The sequence below is a fragment of the Bacillus sp. RHFS10 genome, from assembly GCF_016757475.1.
GTDB lineage: Bacteria > Bacillota > Bacilli > Bacillales > Bacillaceae > Bacillus > Bacillus subtilis_G.
In genome coordinates this window covers 92270-115145 of the sequence record NZ_JAESPO010000002.1, presented here as the reverse complement: position 1 = coordinate 115145, position 22876 = coordinate 92270, and the positions used below count along the sequence as shown (strand labels likewise).

19 protein-coding genes are annotated in these 22876 nt (G+C 33.6%); all 19 read right to left on the bottom strand.

The window, feature by feature from the left end:
* Positions 1-346 precede the first annotated feature (346 nt).
* Complete coding sequence (locus tag JMN17_RS07275; protein ID WP_202327795.1) at positions 347-1813, bottom strand: DNA cytosine methyltransferase; 1467 nt, start codon at positions 1811-1813, stop codon at positions 347-349.
* A 393-nt stretch (positions 1814-2206) separates the two neighbouring features.
* Positions 2207-2851, bottom strand: a complete 645-nt coding sequence (locus JMN17_RS07270) for a phospholipase D-like domain-containing protein (RefSeq protein ID WP_202327794.1) — start codon at positions 2849-2851, stop codon at positions 2207-2209.
* 23 nt (positions 2852-2874) lie between these two features.
* Positions 2875-4659: a DUF1998 domain-containing protein gene (gene drmB / locus JMN17_RS07265; protein ID WP_202327793.1), complete on the bottom strand. Its 1785-nt coding sequence runs from the start codon at positions 4657-4659 to the stop codon at positions 2875-2877.
* Positions 4649-7990: a DISARM system helicase DrmA gene (drmA, locus tag JMN17_RS07260; protein ID WP_202327792.1), complete on the bottom strand. Its 3342-nt coding sequence runs from the start codon at positions 7988-7990 to the stop codon at positions 4649-4651. The genes drmB and drmA overlap by 11 nt, the downstream gene beginning before the upstream one ends.
* A gap of 15 nt (positions 7991-8005) precedes the next feature.
* On the bottom strand, positions 8006-10342 hold the full coding sequence (gene drmE, locus JMN17_RS07255) for a DISARM system-associated protein DrmE (RefSeq protein ID WP_202327791.1): 2337 nt from the start codon (positions 10340-10342) through the stop codon (positions 8006-8008).
* Positions 10343-10441: 99 nt separating this feature from the next.
* Positions 10442-11254: a hypothetical protein gene (locus JMN17_RS07250; RefSeq protein ID WP_202327790.1), complete on the bottom strand. Its 813-nt coding sequence runs from the start codon at positions 11252-11254 to the stop codon at positions 10442-10444.
* A 139-nt stretch (positions 11255-11393) separates the two neighbouring features.
* Positions 11394-12095 (bottom strand): hypothetical protein, encoded by a 702-nt coding sequence (locus tag JMN17_RS07245; RefSeq protein WP_202327789.1) that lies wholly within the window; start codon positions 12093-12095, stop codon positions 11394-11396.
* Between the two features lie 24 nt (positions 12096-12119).
* Complete coding sequence (locus JMN17_RS07240) at positions 12120-13097, bottom strand: Kiwa anti-phage protein KwaB-like domain-containing protein (protein WP_202327788.1); 978 nt, start codon at positions 13095-13097, stop codon at positions 12120-12122.
* A gap of 80 nt (positions 13098-13177) precedes the next feature.
* Entirely contained in the window at positions 13178-13498 is a 321-nt protein-coding gene (locus JMN17_RS07235) for a hypothetical protein (protein WP_202327787.1), read from the bottom strand.
* A 309-nt stretch (positions 13499-13807) separates the two neighbouring features.
* Complete coding sequence (locus JMN17_RS07230; RefSeq protein WP_202327786.1) at positions 13808-14098, bottom strand: hypothetical protein; 291 nt, start codon at positions 14096-14098, stop codon at positions 13808-13810.
* Positions 14099-14115: 17 nt separating this feature from the next.
* Positions 14116-15804, bottom strand: a complete 1689-nt coding sequence (locus JMN17_RS07225; protein ID WP_202327785.1) for a recombinase family protein — start codon at positions 15802-15804, stop codon at positions 14116-14118.
* Positions 15767-16318, bottom strand: coding sequence for a recombinase family protein (locus tag JMN17_RS07220; RefSeq protein WP_202327784.1), 552 nt, complete (start codon positions 16316-16318; stop codon positions 15767-15769). Before JMN17_RS07220 ends, JMN17_RS07225 begins: the two co-directional genes overlap by 38 nt.
* Before the next feature lie 256 nt (positions 16319-16574).
* Positions 16575-18404 carry a DNA primase family protein gene (locus JMN17_RS07215; protein WP_202327783.1) on the bottom strand — a complete coding sequence of 610 codons (1830 nt, stop codon included), beginning with the start codon at positions 18402-18404 and terminating at the stop codon, positions 16575-16577.
* Positions 18404-18913, bottom strand: coding sequence for a hypothetical protein (locus JMN17_RS07210; RefSeq protein WP_202327782.1), 510 nt, complete (start codon positions 18911-18913; stop codon positions 18404-18406). The genes JMN17_RS07215 and JMN17_RS07210 overlap by 1 nt, the downstream gene beginning before the upstream one ends.
* Before the next feature lie 132 nt (positions 18914-19045).
* Positions 19046-19780 carry a hypothetical protein gene (locus tag JMN17_RS07205; protein ID WP_202327781.1) on the bottom strand — a complete coding sequence of 245 codons (735 nt, stop codon included), beginning with the start codon at positions 19778-19780 and terminating at the stop codon, positions 19046-19048.
* Between the two features lie 73 nt (positions 19781-19853).
* The gene (locus JMN17_RS07200) at positions 19854-20090 is read right to left on the bottom strand and encodes a hypothetical protein (protein ID WP_202327780.1); all 237 of its coding nucleotides are present in this window, start codon (positions 20088-20090) and stop codon (positions 19854-19856) included.
* On the bottom strand, positions 20087-20410 hold the full coding sequence (locus JMN17_RS07195) for a hypothetical protein (protein ID WP_202327779.1): 324 nt from the start codon (positions 20408-20410) through the stop codon (positions 20087-20089). Before JMN17_RS07195 ends, JMN17_RS07200 begins: the two co-directional genes overlap by 4 nt.
* Positions 20411-20422: 12 nt before the next feature.
* Positions 20423-20875, bottom strand: a complete 453-nt coding sequence (locus tag JMN17_RS07190; RefSeq protein ID WP_202327778.1) for a JAB domain-containing protein — start codon at positions 20873-20875, stop codon at positions 20423-20425.
* A 155-nt stretch (positions 20876-21030) separates the two neighbouring features.
* Positions 21031-22830: a DNA-methyltransferase gene (locus tag JMN17_RS07185; RefSeq protein ID WP_202327777.1), complete on the bottom strand. Its 1800-nt coding sequence runs from the start codon at positions 22828-22830 to the stop codon at positions 21031-21033.
* Positions 22831-22876 lie beyond the last annotated feature (46 nt).

Sequence of the window (22876 nt, the reverse complement as noted above, 5' to 3'; positions counted from 1 at the left end):
CACATTAACTGCCGAACCTGTGCTATGAAGACTCCTATTCCAACAAAGTAATCGTTACTTATTTGAACAAAGATATTGTTTTTAATCTTCCATTCATCCGGAAGATTAGAAACTGAAAGTGAGATGCTAAAACGTAAGCAATAAATTGTTTATTTACGCGATGACATTGTATCAGATGTAAAATAGGAGTTACGATTAATGAGTTTTGGGGGGCTTCGGCAATGAAATGGATTCTAACTAAAACGACCAAGATACTTACTCTTGGTCGTCTAATTTAATTATGTTTCTTCTTAGATCTGTAAGTAAGTATGAATACTATAATCTATAATGGTGTTGAGGCAAAAAGTTATTTTAAGTTATTATACAACTCACCTGAATTCAACGTAACAAGACTTGTAGTAATTTTACTCTTATCATATGAACAAAGTATTGATTCACCGATGACTTTTGCAAGTTTTGGTGGTACAGCGTTACCTATTTGGCGATATTGGTCATTTCTTCTCCCACAGAAAGTGTAATCTGATGGAAATGATTGCAATAATTGAGCCTCATAGGGAGTTAAAGTTCTTGGCTGCTCAGGATGAATGAATTTAAGTCCATCCTTCTCCATATGTGCCAAAATTGTATTTGATGGCTTATTCCAACTCTGCTTTACATATGTGTCTCTATGTTTATTCCGATTATAAGGATATAGAGTATCCAAAAATTCATTATAGTCTTCAGAATCTCTGTTCATAAAACGTGATGAGTTACTTCCCTGCTTAGTTCCGACGAAAATAACAATATCACGAAAATTATGTTCCCTCGATTGATGATTTGCCAAAAATTTATTGTCTCCAAAAGTGTTGATTCCGCAATCATTAACCAGATCATTATATTTTTCTAAAAAGCTTAAGAGGTTATTGAATTTGTGCGTTTTTTTATCTTTTATTAATTTGTACTCTTTATTTAATTTATGATAGAGCTTCTTTAGTCCTTGCCGACTACCAAAGTGATTATTCATATCTGCCAATTCTTTGATATTCTTTATAAACAAACTTAAACTCTTTTTATAATTATCAGTAATAATATCGATATTCTTAAGTTTCTCTGATATCGAAATTTTAGGCAACCTGACTGGAAGATGCTGAATTTCTCCAACTGTCTTATAAGGAAACCCTTCAGGTCCATGAGTAGGCTTCAACCTAGGCGAGTCAATTCCGAGTCTATTTGCAATGATAAAAATTCTTCTTCTGTGTTGCGGAACCCCAAAATCAGCTGCATTTAATACCTGAAACCGTTCAGATAAACTATTTTCGACTTTTGTAGAATAGCCTTTTGATTCTAGCTCATCACAAATTAATTCAATTACTTGTACTTGTTTATTTTCTACACCTTCGCGATCTACTTTTTTTGATAACATTCCTTCTACATTCTCAAACACTACAAAAATAGGTTTAAGATAATTTACTATTTCAATGAAATGTTTATATAAAGTATTTCTCGGATCATTCTTTAATTTTTCTCTCATTTCTTTTGTACCGGATCTAGCAGGACCAGCAAGTGAAAACGTTTGACAAGGAGGACCGCCAATCACCACATCGATGTCCCCACAGGACTGAAAAATTTCTTTTTTTACATCAGAATTTGTGATGTCTCCTTGAATAACTTTTTCCGATCCCAAATGACTACGTAAAGTATCAGAGGCAGCTTGGTTTATTTCAACCGCTCTAATAATTTCAAATTTTAGATTTGGATGATTAGCCTGTAAAAAACCAGTTGAAAATCCTCCTCCTCCAGCAAATAGATCAAGCACTCTCAATGTTTTTTTCATTCTTTTCTTCCTTTTAAAAAACTAAAAATACGTCCTTAACAATGCAGTAATCTAGATTGCATTATGTGAACCAATATTTACGAACATTCTTTATGAATCAGTTTAGCACAATTGTCAACTGATCGTTAATTTTAATAAATGATGGTCATACTTATATCATAAAGTATGACCATCATAAAGATATCCGAAGCTGATTACACCTAAAACTTTTTGTTTTATAATAACATAGAACGCTCAACAGAAAACCGACCAAAATAACGACCTTAAACGTTGCTTGATTGAAGGCTAGATCTTTGACAGTTAGTAATAGTTCAGAATCAATTTTATGTTTTTATTAATAACGCAAAAGCCGTTTATTGAAATATCCAATAATCTATAACTAATGTCCTATTATCAATTAAGTTTTTCAAAAAATTCCCTTTCTAGCATTACCTCAAATAATGTCTCTAATTCTCTAACCCCCTCACCATGCAAAATACTACCAATTTCTATATTGTTTATTATTCCATTATAAGATAAATTTGATGATGAAACTAAGGCGTGTTTATTATCAAACACAGCAATTTTAGCATGCAAATTTGAGTAAACTTTAGAGTTGACTAATTTGTAGATTTTAAAGTTTTTATTTATTTCAACAATAGATTTAATAAAATTTTCATCTACATGCTTATCTAAAAAAAACTTAATTATTACGCCTTCAGAAGCTTTTTTGTTCAAAAGTTGAATCAAATCTTTTACAAATTCTGAAATAGTGTACCCCGTAATTAATATAGTGTGTTTTGAAGCATGAATATACTCTCTCAATACACCTATTGTTCTTCTTGTTTTCTTGCTGTGTATTAAAGCTGGAACTGTAGCTACTAATTCAGCTGAGATTACTTCTTTCTCAAACGTTTTATTTTGCAGCTTAAATAACGCTATAATGTTGTTTAAATCGTTTATGTCTAAATTAGGGAAAGTTTTTTTTAATTCTTTAATAATAGCATCTTCCCCATAGATATCTTCATTTCGAATAAAGCTATTTAATTCCTCAGCCAACACGTATAGTCTTGTCTGCACTTTTAAATCAGCCCTTCAAAAAATGGGGTAATATTACTCTCCATTGTATTAACAAGTAGTGACCGGTCTAATAGCATATTCCCTGTTTCACAAGCAGTCTCTGGTAGCATTGTACAAGCAAAACATGAAGCTCCGTTAATATAATTACCTTGTTCTGGCTCTTGCATTGAACACTTAGGATCATTAGAACAGAATTTTGCTTCTTCTAAAGAGGTTAATAACAATTTTCTAAAATTATTTATTTCCCCCATTTCAACAAGTCCTCCTAGTGACCCCTCTTGATCTGAGCTGCCTGTATAGATAAGAATTCCTGACATTTTCTCATTATAATAAATTCGCTCTTTTAGAGCAGATGAAGAGTACCCACATTGTAAAGACATTTCTTTCATCAATAAATGAGACAGCGTATGCATTAATACAAAAATAACATCTTTCTCACTTTGGTGTTTCCAACCCTTCTCATCTAAATAGGCTTTATACATCTTTTTATAATTTTCGGAACGTGAAAAAACTTCTTTATTGGATTGAGCCCAATTTATTAATGATACACGATTAAATTCGACAAAAATTCCTTCGCCGAAAATTTCAACGGCTGGAAGCCAATTTGTATTTGTATCCCCTAGCCAAACAATACTTCTCGGTTCTTTTACATCTGGTTCTGGAATATCATTTCTAGTGAACCCAAGTAATACCAGTATTTCCTTCAATCGTTGAGCTTTTACAATTCGTTTAATATATTTTGTTAGATCAGAAGGAACTCTTTCTTCTTCAGCTTTAAAATCTTTTCCTTGTTGAATCGAACCGGTGAAACCAACTAATGCATCATACTCTATTTCTTTAATTTGTTCATATTTATTAATCTCCTCTGAATCTCTAGCAGCTTTTGATTTCTCAATCTTAAATTTACTCCAATCTGCTAAGAACTCTTCAAAAGTATCAAATATACTCTGAGCCTCTTCTTTCATTGAATATGCAAATTTTAATCCACTTTCTCCACCATGACTTTCAGCAATTTCTAGCTCCTTTGATACCCTTATAAAAAACTCATAACACTCTTCAACCTTTTCTTCTGAGACGGGAATGGAAATTGCACTTCTCAGGACTGGAAAATAAACATTTGAAGCGCCTCGTTGTAATGGAATTACGTTTGCTTCGCATGGTTCTTTATCTTTAGTATTCATTTTATGAGGGTGATTCCCTGTACATTTTAAATCAGTGAACGATTTTTCACGTGTTGCTTGACTCATATTATTAACACTACCACATTTCAAACATTTAACTATCAAAGACTTTAAACTGGAATCACTCCCCTTACTTGTTAATTGTAACTCTCCATCACAATCTTCAATTTCCGAATTTTTATGTGCCCACCACTGCCATGGAAAATCATCTAAATGTTGTTCTTTGATATTATTGCAAGAAACTACAAATCTTGAAGGATAAGCTTTTTTGCCACACCTAGGACACAATGGTCCCTTCTCTAAATATGATTTCATATCAAAGTTTTCTCTTATGTCAAATAATCTTCTACATTTTAAATTTGAACAAACATGATAGTTAGGAAAAGGAATAGAAGGTAAATCTTTCTTTCCATTGGTAGGTATTTTCTTAAATAAATCTTTTCTTAAAAAATCAGACAAACGATTATCATAAATTTCTTCTAGGTTATCTCCCCAATAATTAATATCTAGAATTACTAATGAGTCGTTAATAGAATCCATTATTGCACCCGGGCCATATGTTGTTATTAATTGACCTGGACGTACTTCACCAACTTCATTTTTCAATTTTATACCACCCTTCTTGTATATAAATCTTAGATGATGCCTCAATTTGTCTCATAGCATCTAAAGTGTCTCTTTCAATGTTTATTTTAGGAGTCCGATCATTAAATCTTGATAATAATCTAACTTCATTCTTTTTAAGGTTCTCAGGAGAAGGGTAGAAATAATACTGTAGACTCGGTTCTGTAACGCTTAAGTTTTGCCAATGATCTAAAAAAATATTTAAATCATTTAATGTATCTGTTAAGTTTTTATTATCTGAAATAGACACTCTTTTTTTGATAATTCCTTTTAACTCAGTTAAATTTATAGAACGAATATTAATAGCATCTTTGTTATTGGCTAAATCTCTATTTTTAAGTCTCAATATTGCTACTAATGAAGCATGTAGTGCTCTATCTCTTGCACGTGCAGCAAATGGCGTTGCCGTCGTACCTTCTACATAGTTATATAATCTACTATGATATCCTTTAAAATTTTCATAGTGTGATAAATCTCGGGGGCGATAAGGATTGTATATTGTAACTACAAGACCAGGTTTACTACGCCCTACACGACTAGATGCTTGAATGTATTCTGAGGTTTGTTTTGGCTGTCCGTTTACAACCATCAAACCAAGGCGATCAACATCCATTCCAACCGATATCATATTGGTTGCCAGCGCAACATCAAGTTCATTATTCCCTGTTGATTTATCTAGTAATTCAAGAATTTGTGGGATTCTATACGATGGAATTCGTGATGTTAATTCTTCCACATTATCAATGTATCTCTCTTTAGGAAACCCATAAATTTTCTTCAATCTTTGAATTCGTTTTCGAACGTCATCATCTAATAGTCGAACAGCTCCACCCAGTTCCCTAATACTATTAAAGTATCCAATTAATGTACGATACGGGTCGATATGATCTAAATATTTTGCATATTTGGGGTCTTGGATAATGGTTTCAGATACTTGAAGTAGAACTGCAAATACTCTCAAAACTACAGTTTTCACTGATTGACCGCTAACACAAACACCTGTGTATAAACGGAAAGGAAAATCTTCAAGTTTTTGTTCTCTACCAAAAAAAGAGTTTTCGATACTTAAACCCGAAGGAGGAAATTGACTTGAAGATAAACGTCCAAAAACTTTCTTTACCTGTTCTCCTGCATTTTTTATTGTAGCCGTGGCAGCAATATATTTTGGAGGGTATAATTTTTCATTTATTTTAGCAGTACATAAATTTTCTACAGCCATTTCATAAAGTCCATATATTGTTCCTAATGGTCCAGTAATTAAATGAAGTTCATCTTGAATAATTAATTCTGGTGGATAGAATTTTTTAACTTTGTAAACTTTTGATGATGGATTATTATGTCGAGTCTTATGGCTTTCACCATTTGCAATATATCCACATTTTTCACAATAACGGTCTACCCTTCCAAAAATATTAGCCGTTTTTTCATCCCAAGGTAACCTTGCTAATTTATCCACCGTAGATATTATTATTGATGGTGCTTTACGATAAATTTCTTCGTCTACTAGATAAACCGGTATATGATTTTTATGATAATAACATTTAATGTTTTCACAATAAATTTCAATTCCAGTTTTTTTAGTGTTTACATCGTTGTTTGGTAAGTATCCAAACTTAAGATCTTTTGAACCACAACAAGGGCATTCGATAACTTGTTTTTCTATTTTTTCATATTCCTTTTTGACTTGCCATGCCTGTCTATATCTTGTTTCTTGTAAATCTTCTAGCTTATTTGCAGTAACTTGTCCACCAACCCAAAATCCTATTGAAAACTCACTTTCACCAAATGATTGTTGATCTTGAACACGTAGATATTCTGCTGCTGAAATTAATCTCGTAAGACGATCTCTTTGTTGTGTAGTTAAAAGCCTTAGTGTATAACGTAAAATGATAGTTACGCCACCATCTTTATTGTAGGAACTTACCTCATCTCTAGTAAGACGACGGTACCCCAGTAAAAATGCTATGATACCTAAATATGCTTCAGTCTTACCCCCACCAGTTGGAAACCACAATAAATCTACTAACTCCCTATCTTTAGAAGATGGATCTATTATTCCTCTAATATTTTGGAGGATAAATGCTAATTGGAAAGGTCTCCAGCTAAAATTCTCCTTCGCAAGTTCAGCCTCTAACGTTGTTATCTGATTATTTTTTGAGTAATTCTTCATACTTATTTGAGTATGCATAACTTCATTCATAAAAATAAAAGCTTTATAGGCTTTAGAATTATTACGAAGTATAGCAATACCATCTCTAATGCGCCTGAGGGAATCTTCACACTTATCCATAACAATACTCGCAGATTTTTGATCTTCTACAGAATCAAATCTTAAATCATTAATCCAGTTGTTATATCGATCTGCCAAATTATTCAATTTATCTAGTAAAGTACATGGATTTTGCTCTATTGCCATCTTTCTAATTGAAAAATAATCGTCTGGCAGATTTCCGTATTTCGAATCATAAGGAAGTTCCGTACTCATTCCTTCAACTTCATGGGTAGGTATAAAAGATGTTTTTATAACACTGGCATTTCTAGAGTTGAAATTAAACCATTCTGCAGCACACCCGAAACCTTTTGCAAAAATTGGTTTGTTTCTATATAAATATTCTTGAAAATCAGACTTATCTTTCCTCGCAAGGTTTTCTGGTATAAAGATAGCTGTATTATCAACACCGGATATTTCCATACTTACTTGGTAAATTGATTTTTTTTTCGTTTTATCAATGTTTTTATTCACCAAAAAAATTGATAAAAGATTATTGGTAGTGCCTTCAATACTTACTTTTTTTAACAGTAACTGAATATTTTCCAACATGCCCTTCTTGGGAAGATTTATTTTATAAGAATCCTCATCTAAAGGAATTGTAATAGTATGATTAATTACTTTTCTAACCCATATTGGAATTTCTTTATTAGACTTTTCATCAAACCTTTTATCTTTTTTGTATTCTCCCCATCGAATTATCGCTTTTAATTTTTTCAATTCTTTATCGGTATACATTTTTAAACCTAGTGAATTTTGTCTCCTCTTCGTTTTATCATTTCCAACTTTTTCGTTTTTTGTTTCTTCATCAGTTTCTATATTCTCATTCTCAATAGTAGATCGAATTATTAGTTCTGAATGGGGCTCATCTAATTCTTCTATTTCTTCGACTTCTGAATCCACAGGACATAACATTCCGGTTAAATAAGCTTGTGAAGGATCTTCTGTTAAAACATCTGCATCATTATATTCTGGGCCAATTAAATCTCTCTTTAATTCTTTAACAAAGATATCACGTACTTCTGAATACTTATGTCTATCCATTTCTCCACCTCATTTTTAGAAAATGCAGCCAATCTCAGAAGTCTTGACTTTATAAGTTTCATCTGATATTGAAGCCACTTTTTTAATTTTAATCGCTTCTTGAACTTCTTCCAAAGACAAATTATATTTTTCAAGAAAAACACTATCGCTTGTATCAATACTTCTTTTTGATAAATAAATGATTTTATTAAGCAACCTTGCTGCGGTTCTTCTCTCAATCCTTATATGTTCCATTGACTTATAATAGTGCTCAGCATCATCAATAAAAACATTTATATCTAACGCTTTACCTAAAATCTTAATATCTTCTAAATCTCTTGGGCCGTAAGAATATCCTGATCGCCAGTTTCTTAAAACATTTTTTGTAGATTTATCCCAACCCAGTGCAATCATTTTCTTATAAAGTTTATTATCATCTAATTTAAGAAAAAAGAATTTATCTTCATATAAATTTCTCCATTCCCGAACATTTTTATAGTGGAGTTTTGACAAATTTTTTTCAGTTACATTATCAATAAAGATTGTATATAAATCTTCTTTAATATCATTATTAATAATTAATATTTCTTCATTTCCCTTTAAATTTTTTAAATGATCCTTCCTAATATCTTTTTTACTTTTTATAAGATACCTCACTGCATTTCCAGGTCGTATAAACATTTTAGAGTCATCAGTGAAAGTTACTAATTTGGCTTTGACAGCATTTTCGAATACATATGGCTTACTTAAACGATCGGATAGGTCTAATTTAATTCTGTTGATTGAATCTAAAATATTATCTATTTTAATATTTAACTCCTTATGTCTATCAATATCTATACGTTTAATTTTTTTATAGAGTATTTGATATATTGTTTCATTATTTCTTTTAAAATCTGAAAGAGGGAATTCGTTATCAATGTCAGACAACATATTAAATTTAAATTTTAATTCTCTTATTTCGAGCTGATACAATAGTACAATCATTTTTTTACCTAAGTTCCTCAAAATAGGATCCAAATCACTCACTCTGATAGCTGATGTTAAAATTACTGCATCGAAATTTCCACTTTGAATATCTTTTACATCATGATAGCTTTTTATATATATACCTTTACTTTCCAGATCGGAAATATCTACTTTTAAATTTAAAGAAATCTTCTCTTTTAATCCCAAGCTGTCAATTTTCCCAGACGCTACAATTAAAATGATTTCTTTATTTTTTATTGCTTTATTTATTATCAACTCTAAAGTTTCATATTTAGGAGAAACCGTATCCAATTGATACTTATTAAAAATATCTTCTATTAATTTAATAATTCTTTCAAAGTCTAAATTCTCATATCTAAAATCACTATCTTTTAATTCTTTAATCAAATTTTTAATACTATTATATTGAGGATCAAAGGTAGCAATAAAATCATATTCTACACCTTCAATTGTCATTCTAATTGAGTTGTATAGTAAACTTCTTATAATCTTTAAATCACTACTATTAAAATTATCCCTTTGTAACTTCTGTAATAATTCGAATGCTTCCTCTAAAGCGTCTTCAAATTGAGATTCAATATACTTAAAACTGATTTCATTAATATCAGAGCTAGGTAGGTTAACTTTTTTTTCAATATCTACAAATTTTTTCAACTCAAAATTATCAAATATATAGTTTTTATTTTCTTTTTTGAGTAAATATGGTGTCCTTATATCTAAAGGGTTATCTAAATAAATAAAATATGGTGTATTTCTCTTCACTAAAACATCTATATTACCTTTAATACTATTTCCATCGACAAAAATATAATCAAATTCTTGTAACTCCTTTGTTTCTAAGGTCTTTATAGTATCTGAAAATGTAAAAGTTGGCGGTTGAATATTATCCACTCTCCCCAATGTATTACGTTCTCCTCGGGAGATGGGTTTGAAATTTTTCCGCCCCCTTGCTACTGGCATAATATAGTACAATGGTATTGATCCTGGAATTTTATTGTTAAAATATCTAGATAAATAAGTCCTCCAATAAACCATTGAATAAGTTTTATCATTCATGTCACAAAAAAATCCATTTTCATTTAAAACTTTGTGATACCTATTACATTGCACAAAAACATCAGAAGTTTTTACATTTACTTCTTTAATTTTTTCAATTAGTTTTTGATTTCTAGATATTATTAAAACACTCGACCTTTTACTAAGATTTTTTTTGTATTCTAAATTTTTTTCTAAATTATATACACAACTTATTATCAGCTCTAAAAAGATTTCAATATTAGGATATATAAAAACTGAATTCTTTTTATTAATCCACTCTTTTTCAAAAAATTGAATAATATATTTATTCAACTCATTAACAAGTATTGTATTAAGTACTTTCATTGTTTAGCCTCCTTTCAAGTAATATTTAATTTTCTTTACTTATGATAAGGCTCTCCGTGGTGCATCTAAATGAGGTTTTTAGGTCTTGTTTTCAAAAAATTATTTCAACCTCTTTTCTATGTTTTCAATCATTACTTCTGCACGCTGATTAATTATTTGAGTTGTCTCTCTTATATAGTTTTCTGCCTTCTCGAGTGTTGGGCGACCTAGAGCACTCGGATACCCCTTAGTGAGTTCTCTACAATGTTTTCCATCAGCATCAAAATATGAATTCAGAAAGAGAATGTCTCTAAAGTCATCAAAATTTGTGGGAAAAAGCTCTTTGTTTCCATCTAATAATTTTTTCCAATCATCAGAAATTTCATCTGATTTATAGTACCATTTTTGTAAAACATTAAGAAACTGGTCAAAATAATCATGAAGTTTAGAAGACGGATTACCTCGATATATATTAATTGTAGCTGAATCTAGTTTTTCAACATACTTTCCTTTTTCTGGGACTGTTAGCCTTATATGTTCAATCTTGTTATTTGGCAAAATTACAAAATTTCCTATTGTGTGATAGCTTTTATTAAAACCCTTCACTTTAGCTCTAAACCTATTTTTCTCAGAAGGGTCCTTAATATTAGTCAATATCTTTTCTACTTTAGCTTCATTTCTACCAAATACAGTATTGAACGAATTCAAGGTATCTCCACGATATTTTTTATCTTTTATTAGTTCTGATACACAATTAACAACAAGCTTTTCCTTCCAAAGCACACAATATATTGCTCTCGCTAATTTTGTATCATCGCAATCAAACCAGAAACCTTGGCTACCAAATTTCTTATCACCTTGCAGTTTTTTGAAGTCAAATGAAGCCAAAATCGAAAGTTCACCGTTGAGTTCTTCATTTATAAACTCCTTCACTAAATTAGCACAATTACAATTTTTTATTTCTTCGTTTTTGAACTTAAATGATTTATTTATCGTAATACCCTCCTTTATTTTTGAACCATTTTACTAATGAAAGGGGATAATACCAGATATGGCAGTCTCCGTTGAGCATTTAAATATTATTATTTATAATTGTGTTGATAAATTCTATAATCTTAAGTAAGTAACCATTCATTTTCTCATTCCACAGAGCTAAGAATCCCCAGAAACTTCCCAGAAAAATTACAACTTTTTTATATGATAGCCGGCTTTTGGAATCATCTACAAACATAACAGCACTAGGAGATAAATTCCTCGTATATATGGTAGAATTTAGTGGGACATCTTTTCCTTTTTCTGATACTACAATTAGATTTTCACCATTTTCATCTTTTACAATATTAATATCATAGAATAAACTTAATATCGGATTGATATGGTAAAGGTTATTATGCATATAAAGATATCCTATTACTAGAAAAAGCACTAAAAATGCAAATATCGTTGGGATATTAAAGTCTCCGTCGCTGTTAGTAATATTTGAGTTAAATGAAATAAAAGGAATTATATAAGTTACTATATAATTTAAAGCTTCACTACCCTTACTGTTTACCTTATCTAATTTGATTGGAAAATTAGGAGTTGCCTTTAACGGTTTGTCTAAATACATCTTTAAAGTCAAGAGAGTGACTGTCACAATCAGCCAAATGAAAAGACATAGCAAAAGGTTATTTATGTTCATTAGGAACAGGATAATAAAAAGAGGCAAGTAAGAACTTAAGAAAAGCATGTACCTAAATACTCTATTAATCATAAATTCTACTTTATCCCCCATGATATTATCCTCTCTCCCCATAAGTTAACCTATGTTTATTCTTTGGTTAGCAAATATCCTTGTCTCACTTACTAATGTTTCTGCTGCTTCATCATTAATAATCCGTATTATTTGGTCTACTGACTTATGACTATTTTCTTCATCGATTCTAATTGTTTTCTTTTGCGAATCTAAACTGAAAAATAGACCTTCATCTATTGCTTCCTTGACTTTCTGAAATGTATCAAAAGTAACATTGTCAAACTTACTCGCAGAACTTATCGTAAAAAGCTTCCTCTTAAAGTTCTTATTCCTGCTACAATGAGATTCTAAAACAAGGAAGTTATCTATTAAGCCGCTCCCACTAATACTTCCTAAGATAGCCTCGGAATGCATGTTAATATGTTCTTCATATTTAAATAAGCGTTCAAAGAAAAAACTGTGCGTTACAAAAATCTCATCATCAATACAAATTGCACAACATTTTTCATTTAACTCTAGGTGTGATACTTCTACTTTTTGAAGCAGGTCACCATCTTCATTTCCAAAACTATATAAGCTTTTTTTCGGCTTATAGAAGTTCGATTTTGAAAGTGTCGAAAATATTTGAACATGAAATTCTTTTGCTGTGTTATTATCTGTCACAATTACATCAATAACGTACCCCTTCATAGAGCTTGAAGATTCCTCGAAAACCTTCTTGGTAAGTCCAGTGGAGTTATCTTCAATAATGAGTTGCTCAATGTCTAGAAAGTTCGGTACTTCAACTTTCTTCAAACATGAGACACTTTCATTACCATCTGGTGATGTGTTGTTTTGGTATTCAAATAATTGAGCATCCATAGCATTTTTTAGATTCATATAAATGATTGCTCTTAAGTCTTCATGGGTGGACATATTCAGCTTATATAATTTAAAAGGTTCCTCTTCATCTGAAAGTAGAAATGCTGACAAACCATTAATTGAATAGTTACCTGTGCAATTAACGAAAATTTCTTGTAAAACCTTAAAGTTAATTTCCATACAATAACCTCGTTCAAAGTAGTTTAGTGAATCATATTTACTATTTTATCACAATTTTCTTTAAACGAAGGCTTTGGAATTTACAGACTCCATCCATAATGGAGTTGGATATCTTGATAGCTTTGTATTCCAATTCTTTTAATGTAGATGTTTACTAAATGTACTTCATCAATAAATTCCAACTCTATCTCTGATGTTTTTTTGAATAACATATCTAGTTCCCTCTTATTTTCAAGAACCACCATGACTTGATACATAGGTAATTTATATTCTTCAACCCCTTCCCCATTACTTAGATATTCATGTAAACTGTAAAATTCAATGCGTAAGTAGTTTAATAATTCATCTGGTATATCACCTGCAAGGTTATTAAGGTCTCTTAAACATTGAATCCTTTTCATCAACGATAACTCCTTGAAGGATTCTGTGTAAGCTCTGATACTAAACAAGCTACAATTCCAACGACCGTTCCCATTAAAAAGTATTGCATTACTTTTCCCCCTTTATTTTTCAAAACTAGTGTTCTTCTTCAAATAAACGTAAATAGATACGCCAAACGCCACGCCTGCTTTGAATAGGTCAATTGGTGTCATACTCTCACCTCCTTTACCGGAAAATCAAACACGAAAAAAGAGACGAAAACTCTTATAGAGCAAACCTCTCTGAGTTGTAAACGTATTGATTGTTATACCATTCAGACTGCCAGTTCTTCATACGAAGGTAATAGGCTTAACAAGTTCACCATCTTTTAACAGACCAATTCCTATATCCTTCAAACCATGCTTATCCTGTAATAAATACACAATGTTTGATGCACCGCCATCGTAGAAGAATACCCAACATGTTAATTCTGGTTTGTTTTCATCTGGAATAGTAGCCTTAACCTCTTTGTTATTTATGTCATCCACTGAAAGAGTTCTAACATCCGCTTTCCAGTCCTTCCAAGCTAAATGTGGGTGATGCTCCTCCATGTAATTCCTGAATACATTAATAATGCTCATAGGTAATTTGCTCCTTTTTATAGGTTAATAAAAATAGAAAAAGGGGGAGAGAACTCATCCGTAATAGATGAATCCTCTCCCCCTTTAAAGGTGAAGTGTTTTGCAACTTCTTTATTGAGTTGTATTTGTATCGTATCAATCTTTCGGTTCTCATTGATGGTGATTTGACGGATGAGCAGGTGCATCAGCCTTTTCCTCTGCTCCCTGGTCAATGACTCTTGATAGGCACTTTTGAAGTTTTGCATGACCTGTTTGACCATAGAAAAGTTTATGAGTTGTGTACCACCTTGCCCCATCTGCAGTTCAATTGGAGATAGTCTCTCTTCAAGTCGTTCCTTTTCTTCATTCAAACTGGATAACCGCTGCACCAGGTCTGCTTTTGGAATCAAATCATCTTCGTACAAACCAAGGACCTTCTCTTTCTTTTGTTGATTGGATTCTAGTGCCCTTTTCAAGGTCTCATATTCGTGTTGAAGCGGAGAAGAATCTCGTTCTTTCTTATTATTAATCCGTTCAACAATTTGCTCTATAAGCATGTCACTTGTAGCTATGTTTGATAGCCTTTCAAGTACATGAGGGTCTGCATAATCCGTTCTTACTCCATTCGAGCGACAAACCGCTGAACCTTTGTTCTTCCAAGCTCCACATACATAATACTCCAGAACCTTTTTCGTTCCATCTTTGAGTGTATTCGTTGTCCTCCCAATCACCATTCCTGCCCCACATGCAGGACACTTCATGATACCTGTGAGCGGAAACTCGCCGTCATGTATTCGATTAGGCTTGCCAATTCTACTCGCCATGATACTTTTCGCTTTTTCCCAAACTTCATCTGTAATAATTGCTTCGTGCTGCCCCTTTTCAATAACAGGATTAGGGTTGATATTGTTTCTTCTTTTTTCATTCCAATCTCTACGGACATTGTAGCGTATGAACCCTGCATAGAGGGGATTGCATAGAATCGTTCTCACACCATTTATGGAAAAGTCTTTGTTCTTCTTTGTGCGATGACCTTCTTTGTTGAGTCTGTTTGCGATGGATTTGTAGCCATTTCCCTCTACGTAAAGGTCAAATATCTTCCGAACCGTTTGAGCCTCTGTCGAATTAACAACCAGTTTAGATAGTTTCCTCTTACGGTTTTCTCCTGAAACACTCACAACATCATACCCAAGCACCTGACCTCCATTCCAAGAGCCTTCCTTTGCTCGAGCCAGCATACCCATTTTTACGTTTTGAGCGATATTGTCTCTTTCAAATTCAGCAATAACTGCCAACATTCGAAATTGCATTTTACCAGCTATTGTATCTGTCTCGTAGTTCTCCGTGTAAGAACGAAAAACGATGTTCTTACTTTCAAGTTCTTCGACGATGTTAAGCAAATCTTTTGTCTTACGAGAAAAGCGGTTCACCTTCCAAACGAGCACCAAATCAAAGTCTTTACTTTTGGCATCATGTAGTAATTGTTGTAAGGCAGGTCGTCCCTTGATATTCTTACCGCTTTTCCCTCTGTCCACGTATTCGTTATGAACTGTGTACCCTTCACGTTCACACATTTCTCTCAAAACTCGAACCTGTTCGTCAATACTGTATCCTTCTTCTGCCTGTTCTAATGTGGAGACTCGGGCATAGATAGCGGCTCTTTTCTGTGCTCCAGTACGGCTGAATTGGTCAAGCTGGTCGTCGAGCTGTCTCGCATAGTTCGGCATCAAGTTCACCCCCTTTCTTGTTTTCATCTTCAATTAACCAACGTGCTACCAGTGACAGCGGAATCCCTTGCATGGCTGCTAACCTTAAATGTCTCGTATTGAGTAATTTGCACATGTATTCAAACACTCTCAATCCTTCTCCTGTGGAAGTGTCGAAAGGTTCCATTACTGAAAAAATTTTCACACCATATTTTGCAAGCTCTCGTTCTATTTGTTGAAGTTCTTTCCCATCAGGAGTAAGCGTAAATACATCCCAAACAACAACTACCCCGAACAAGCCTTCAGCAGCATCCTCCAACATTCGCTTCAATACATTTCTTCTTTTTCCTTGAGATTCCGAGCTTGGTTCCCAGTAGACTCTACTGACTTGATATCCCACCCGCTCACACTTTTCTTTTAAGACCTGGACGTCTCGATGAATTCTGTACCCCTCTGGTTGGGTCCACGATGTATTTCTTGTGTAAATTACTATCTTATCTTGGTTCTGCTGTGCTGTTTCATCTCTACTTATCATTGGAATCTCCTCCTTTGGGGTGTTTTGTAAGGTACTCTGTGACCATTTCCGCCAAGATGTCTAACATATTTTGATATTCGTAGTTTGAACTTTCTTTTTCGTTCATGGCAAGTTCTCCTCATCGATGTAATAATATATATTTCATTTCCTTGTTAGAAGGGGGGAGGGGTGGTTAGCTAAAACAAAACTTTTCATTGGGTTTTTAGCATTTGGTATTGAGCAGTTTTTTGCTTTTTCACACACCCCCTACACCCCCTTAGAACTGAATAATATCGCCAGCTAGAGTAGGGAACTGGAAATCTTCCAATTCTATCAGCTTTATTCCGTCAAAGTAGACAGTTCCTTTGACTTTCTTCTTAACAATCGGGATATTTTCACTGTCTAAAATCACTTTGAAATAGCGCCAAAATACTTGGCGAGATTTTGTTCCTTTGTCGTCAATTCCTTGAACATTTAACCATTGACTATACATATTGTAAAAATCGGACTGCTTAGTCCGGGAGCCGTCCTCTTGGACCACATGAGAATGAAAAAATTCTCTCACTGGATTTTGCTCATCGTAGTAAGCACGTTCGGTTTCTTCAATTGCTTTACAGGCACTGAACTGATAGTTATTGCTTCTCAACCGCTTCAATCCTAATATCGCCCAATTAAGAATTCCAGGCAGTTCCTTAAGCAGTTCGTCTTTCAAATCTACGTTTCGTTCTTCTTTCTTAAAGGTTCTTGAAAAAGGCACGATAATAAGTTTTCGAAAATAGCCTTCTGTAACGTCTGATGAGTCAGGAAGGTTGTTGACTAGAAACACCAAACGGCAGTACGGGCGGTAACTAATCGCAGGACGATACTTAATGTTAATAGTGATGTTATCTCCACTAACAATAGCCTTAAAGTTTTCGGTTTTAAGTGCCTTTCCACCCATTTCGTTCTCGGCAGATATGTTAAGCGACTTACCAATCATACTTTCCATACCGAATTGGTCATTGAACTTGGATAGAGGTACGCTGCTGACGTTTTGGGGTCCAACTAATTCAGTTACTATGGAAGCCAGGACACTTTTTCCATTCGCTCCACTACCATAGTAATAGACCGCTTTTTCTGCTTTGGTTTCTCCAGTCAGCCAGTATCCAATCAACTCTTGATGTACAGCGATTAGTTCATGATTGTTGAGTGTAATATCACGCATGAAATCATCAAACTTAGGTGCTGTTGCATTCGCATCATAAGGAATTGGGATTTGAACTGTAGAAAGGTACATTGGCGAATGTTTATGTAACCTGAACGTAGACAGGTTTAACATGCCATTCTTTAAGTTGATGAAGTTGCGTTCTGTGTTCATCTCTTCAACAATAGGTGCTTCACGTTGGAGAGCTCGAATAATCTCAGTTTCATATGGGCTTTTCCAACTGTCCCATCTACCCTCATGCATCACTGCCCTGATTATTTTTCCAAGATTCACTTCAGAAAGCTCTTCATATGCACCCATTTTGTTGTATAGAAAGAGCCTTCCGTCTCTTGATGAACGCACATGGCAACGCTTGAGAAAATGCCTTGCAAAAACGTTGGCGTTGAAATGGTATCGTTTCTTTTTGTCATCGTAAAGAAACCCTCTTTCTTCCGCTTTTCCAACCCTCAGAACTTGCCTCAGCTCTAAAAGCAACGCTTCCGGAACCAGTGAGTCAGCAATTAATTCAGCAGACATGAACCGTTCTAAAGATTTGTGTTTGGGCATATCGTGAGCATGCTCCATTAAAGCGGAGAAGAAAGATTCTTCTTCTCCAACCGCCTCCATGCTAATAGCAGTTACTAATAAGGATTGTTTTTCTGGAACATCAATTTCCTGTACCAAAACTCTAAGGGTCTCCGAGGATTCTAGCAATCTTAGTTTGCTGATTGGATGATTTGATAAAAAGTTGTGAGCTTCTTTTTTATCCAGTCGAACATTCTCATTTTTACTTACTTTTACCTGTCCTACATCAAATCGCTCGTTTGCTTGAATAGGATGGGTTTGAGAAGCACTTGACTCCTCATTGTTTGTATTAGGTTTACTTTCGTGTAGCACCGGTCGCTTAACCTTTTTCAATGCCATTACGCCACCCCCTCATACAATCCAAATGAACTCCAATTAATAATCTCAATGGGCTCGTTTTTCCTTGCGCCAAAACATTTTGAGTTAAACTCAGGGAAGAAGTTTATTAAGTCATTAGAAACATATTTCACTGATTCTTCAGGGTCATCCATATAACAACCATCTTGAATTACAATACCTCGGATTCCGGTCTGGTCTAGAAACTGAGCAAACTCTAGTTGCAAACCAGCGTATTGACCTCTAGTCATTACCATCTGAAAACCCTTAGGGTAGAAATCAATCTTTAAAGATTTTTCATCAATGTAGATTCGATTCGCCAGCACTTTCTGAGCTGAAAGGTCTTTTAATAATCGTTCTAAATATCTGTGCATTCCATCAGGGGAAACCTCTTCTGGAATCGGAACCTGAGCTGCTAGACGATAGATTGCATTGACACCATCATAGTGGTCGCTCCTTGCTTCAGTTAGAGATGATACTGCAATTTGGTAGTTATTTTTTTTGTTAATCATAAACTTTACCTCCGTAGTCGTTTTTGTTTACGATTCTCATTGTATTTGGCAATTAATGAATCATCACGGAAAGATTTTAGAGGAAATGTACGAAAAAAAATTCCTTGACATAACAAAAACCTTCTGAACCATTTAACGTTCAGAAGGTTTTTGTTGTTTTTGTTCTATTAGCTCTTGTATCTCTTGTTGAATAGATGGAGGAAGTTCAAGGAAATCTGCCGTAGTATACATCTTCTTTTTATTTAAGTGAGGATAAGAATTTACTACTTCAAGAAAGGATTCTTGGAATAGTAATTGCTGTTCTACTTGCTGTCTATACAAAGCACTTAATGTCCTTAAGTCATTCATGTATTGTTCCTGAAATTCTAGCTTTGACTTTAGGCTGTTCAGGTCATCGAATAGAGAAAAATCACTCTTTACAATGCGCATTACCTCATTAATATTTTTCTCGCTCTCCAAGTAATAGTCATCACTCATTTGGTCTTGTAGCCAGTCTCCAAATAACTTGTTGTCTTCATCTGTCAACTTCTGGCTTTCAATCTCTGCCAAAATCTCAATTAAGGTTGTCAGAGCTTTTTCATCTGTTTCTTGCTGTAATGTTTTTCCCTTAACCAGTTTTTTATTTAACAGGTCTAATGCTTCCTCATTTTTTGGATTTTCCAACATATTTCTAATCAACTTGACATAGGCATCTAGTTGCTCTATCGGAGCTTCAAACCTCTTAGTTGGATGCCCCAACATTTTACGGACTTTATTTATATGACTTCCAACTCTTTTTCTATTGGACTCAAACACACTGGAGTTAGTATCTTCATCTCCATAAACTTCTTTCGTTAGGTCTGTTATGTTAAAAGTATTCTTAGACACCTTAAAATCCGCCTTTCATTAAAATCATTCAAAAAAAACCGGAAATGAGAATCCGATTTTTATCTTGTACTCCTTATCTTACACTATTACATTCTATATCAATATCTCCTGCTAAGTAATCCACATACCACCAATCTTCAAATCCGATTTTTCGTTGATAGATATTTTCATTTTCAAGACAAATCTTTATTTCGATTTCTTCCTCATTATCTTTGGCTGTAAAATATACAAAAGACCAATCTTCCATATCGAAGGCTACACACTGATATGAGCGTTCTTCTAATTCAGTAATATACGCTGTATATATCATTTCTCATTATCCTTTTCTTGCAGTAATATTTCTTCATAAATTTTCTCGCCATTCTTCAGACAAACTAAAAAGAGTGGTTGGTTCGTATCAGCATTAGATGCTACACAAACCAACCACTCATGTTCTTCATTATTGTAAACACAAGAATGTACCATTACCATTTCCGGAGTAATGGTAAGAAGTCCTCCTGTCACAAGTTTTTCATCAAGTTCATCTTTATACAAAAGAACTGACTCCTCTCCAACTTGTTCCTCATCAACATCGATTCCAAATTGTAAAGACATAAAGATAACGAAATGTTCGGCGTTGTAGTAACACATTTACCTTCCCCCTTATATATATCCTTTTTCTTTCAAGGATGTATACTTTCCCTCTCCAATAATGAGATGGTCCAACAGCTCAATACCCATCAGCTTACCTGCATCAGCAAGACGTTTTGTAACATCAATGTCTTCTCTTGATGGAGTGGTTTCACCAGAAGGGTGATTATGAGCTACCATGATGCTCGCTGCAGATGACAAGATTGCTGATTTCATAACTTCACGAGGACTTACGATGCTGGCATTTAAGCTACCAATATGGCAGACATTTATAGATACTGGTTGGTTCTTGGTGTCTAAGGTTACAACAATGAAGTGCTCCCGGTCTTTATCTTCTAAGAATTCTTTTAGCAATTCATACGCATCCTGTGGTGACCGTATGGTTCTTTTCTTGTAAAGTATGCTAGACTCTTTAACTAATTTAACTGATACAATATTGACTCTTTTTGCCGTTATATTTTCCACTCAAAATCACTCCTAACAGAAAATTAAAAAGAGGATGTTCTCACGTCTACTTAACGTAAGGACATCCTCTTTTCTATCACTGTTATAATATATATTTAATCCTTGGATTGTTTCGTTTGTCACTTTCTAAAAACCAATAAGGAAAACATTAATTCTTATAATTTCCAAGCATGTTGAAGGTCTCTTTTTTTACTTACATTACCTTTATAGTTTTCTTCTAACTGCTTATTTTCATTGACACCTTTTACCCTTACTGCTGCTAAAACTTCGGACCAAGAACTAAAATACAATTCATAAAAATCCTTAGGTATATCTGGGTATTTCACCAGCGCTTCTTCTATTGTCGGATTTTTCCCTAATTCCTCTGCTAATACTTTAATTTTCATCTGCACATCTTTTTTACTAATATGACGATGTTCTTTTTTCCTCACTGTCACTCTTTTTACTGTGTTGTTTTTGGTCTTTTCTTCGGCTTTTAGATTGTTTTTACCAAATGGGTCTCTCCCATCAAGTATCATTCTATGGCGTTCCTGAGCTACCGAAGCATACTTCTCATCTAAATCAATACCAATATACCTTCTTCCAATTAACTCTGCCGCAAGAGTGCTTGTCCCCACACCATTAAAGAAATCCAAGATTAAATCTCCCGGCTTTGAATATACTTCGAATATTCTTTTCATTAATTCAGGATGTAACTGGCAAGGGTGGTCATACCTAAGACTGTTGTGCTTTAGCCTATGAATATCTGTCCACAAATCAGTTAATGGTTTATGAAAATTATCTCCTCTTTTTTTAATACATGCTGCTCTCAGACAGTATGTGTCAGCCAAAGGTTTCATGTATTTTGGACGATAATTCACTTCGTCAGCCCTTTTATGACTACTACCTCTTTTTCTGAAAGTCAATATAGTATAATTTGCAGGCATTATCTTTCCAGCAGGTTTAGATAAAGAGTCCCAAGTAATCCATGATTCAAATTCAGCTATTTGCATCAAATAGGCAAAATGTCTTATGGACCACTGAGGAATGTTTAGAATTGAGAAATAACTACCTTCCTTCAATACTCTTATACTTTCTTGTATCCATTCGTCACACCATCTAAAATAATTCTGGATATCCATATCGTCACTATAAGAACCGTATTTCTTTTCTAAATTGTAGGGTGGGTCTACGAATATATAATCTATGGTATTATCCGGTATCGCTCTTAGTGTTTTTAATGAATCTCCTTGAATAATTTGTGAATCAAGTTTAAAGTTATTATCTTGCTCCGGTTCTACTTCTACCAAGCTAGGAAGTTTCACAACACTATCAGTATCATTCTCCCACAAGAACTCTTTTGGAAAATCTAAAGCATATACAGTTCTTTCCTCCGTAGATAGCATCAGAGCCAATCTTTCCACAATGACTTTATTTTCTTCACTATCAAGTGATTCTAATGGATTAAAAAATACATCTTTCCAAACGTCACTCATGGTCGTTCCAAAATCATGGAATGTATGTTTTTTTCCACCATAATCTTTTGTGGTTTTGCCGCATTCTGGACAATATGTGTATGGTAAAAGTACACGTGTTATTTTAATTTTTTTGGCTTTTGAAATCACCAAAACAGACATAGTTTCAGAAGATAAAATTTTTCCTTCTTCCCTCAGTTCCGTTCTAAGCGTTATCCAATATTGATAATTCAACCCTATTCCTTCAGACAACAGATGGGCAAGAGTAGCAATCTTTTCATTGCTTCCTATTAAGCACATTATTGACTTATTAGGCATTTCTTTTATTGCATCTTTTAAGTTATTGTAAATTAAATCCGGCCTTTTACTTACGGAAGACAAATTGAATACAACAGCTCCATTTTGTTCTATTAATGCCATTTTATCTTTTAATTCTTCTTTATTGTGAACTGAAATATTTTCTTGAACGAAATTCTCTGTAAGCTCTGCTAAATGTTTCATGTTAATAATTAAACCTCCTAGAAGATACCCCAATAATAAATATACA

What these genes read in the sequence shown, in the direction of transcription:
- JMN17_RS07275 (WP_202327795.1), bottom strand. Translation starts at nt 1,813, where the DNA reads ATGAAAAAAACATTGAGAGTGCTTGATCTATTTGCTGGAGGAGGAGGA.
- drmA (WP_202327792.1), bottom strand. Translation starts at nt 7,990, where the DNA reads ATGGATAGACATAAGTATTCAGAAGTACGTGATATCTTTGTTAAAGAA.
- drmE (WP_202327791.1), bottom strand. Translation starts at nt 10,342, where the DNA reads ATGAAAGTACTTAATACAATACTTGTTAATGAGTTGAATAAATATATT.
- JMN17_RS07245 (WP_202327789.1), bottom strand. Translation starts at nt 12,095, where the DNA reads ATGGGGGATAAAGTAGAATTTATGATTAATAGAGTATTTAGGTACATG.
- JMN17_RS07240 (WP_202327788.1), bottom strand. Translation starts at nt 13,097, where the DNA reads ATGGAAATTAACTTTAAGGTTTTACAAGAAATTTTCGTTAATTGCACA.
- JMN17_RS07235 (WP_202327787.1), bottom strand. Translation starts at nt 13,498, where the DNA reads ATGAAAAGGATTCAATGTTTAAGAGACCTTAATAACCTTGCAGGTGAT.
- JMN17_RS07230 (WP_202327786.1), bottom strand. Translation starts at nt 14,098, where the DNA reads ATGAGCATTATTAATGTATTCAGGAATTACATGGAGGAGCATCACCCA.
- JMN17_RS07225 (WP_202327785.1), bottom strand. Translation starts at nt 15,804, where the DNA reads ATGCCGAACTATGCGAGACAGCTCGACGACCAGCTTGACCAATTCAGC.
- JMN17_RS07220 (WP_202327784.1), bottom strand. Translation starts at nt 16,318, where the DNA reads ATGATAAGTAGAGATGAAACAGCACAGCAGAACCAAGATAAGATAGTA.
- JMN17_RS07215 (WP_202327783.1), bottom strand. Translation starts at nt 18,404, where the DNA reads ATGGCATTGAAAAAGGTTAAGCGACCGGTGCTACACGAAAGTAAACCT.
- JMN17_RS07210 (WP_202327782.1), bottom strand. Translation starts at nt 18,913, where the DNA reads ATGATTAACAAAAAAAATAACTACCAAATTGCAGTATCATCTCTAACT.
- JMN17_RS07200 (WP_202327780.1), bottom strand. Translation starts at nt 20,090, where the DNA reads ATGATATATACAGCGTATATTACTGAATTAGAAGAACGCTCATATCAG.
- JMN17_RS07195 (WP_202327779.1), bottom strand. Translation starts at nt 20,410, where the DNA reads ATGTGTTACTACAACGCCGAACATTTCGTTATCTTTATGTCTTTACAA.
- JMN17_RS07185 (WP_202327777.1), bottom strand. Translation starts at nt 22,830, where the DNA reads ATGAAACATTTAGCAGAGCTTACAGAGAATTTCGTTCAAGAAAATATT.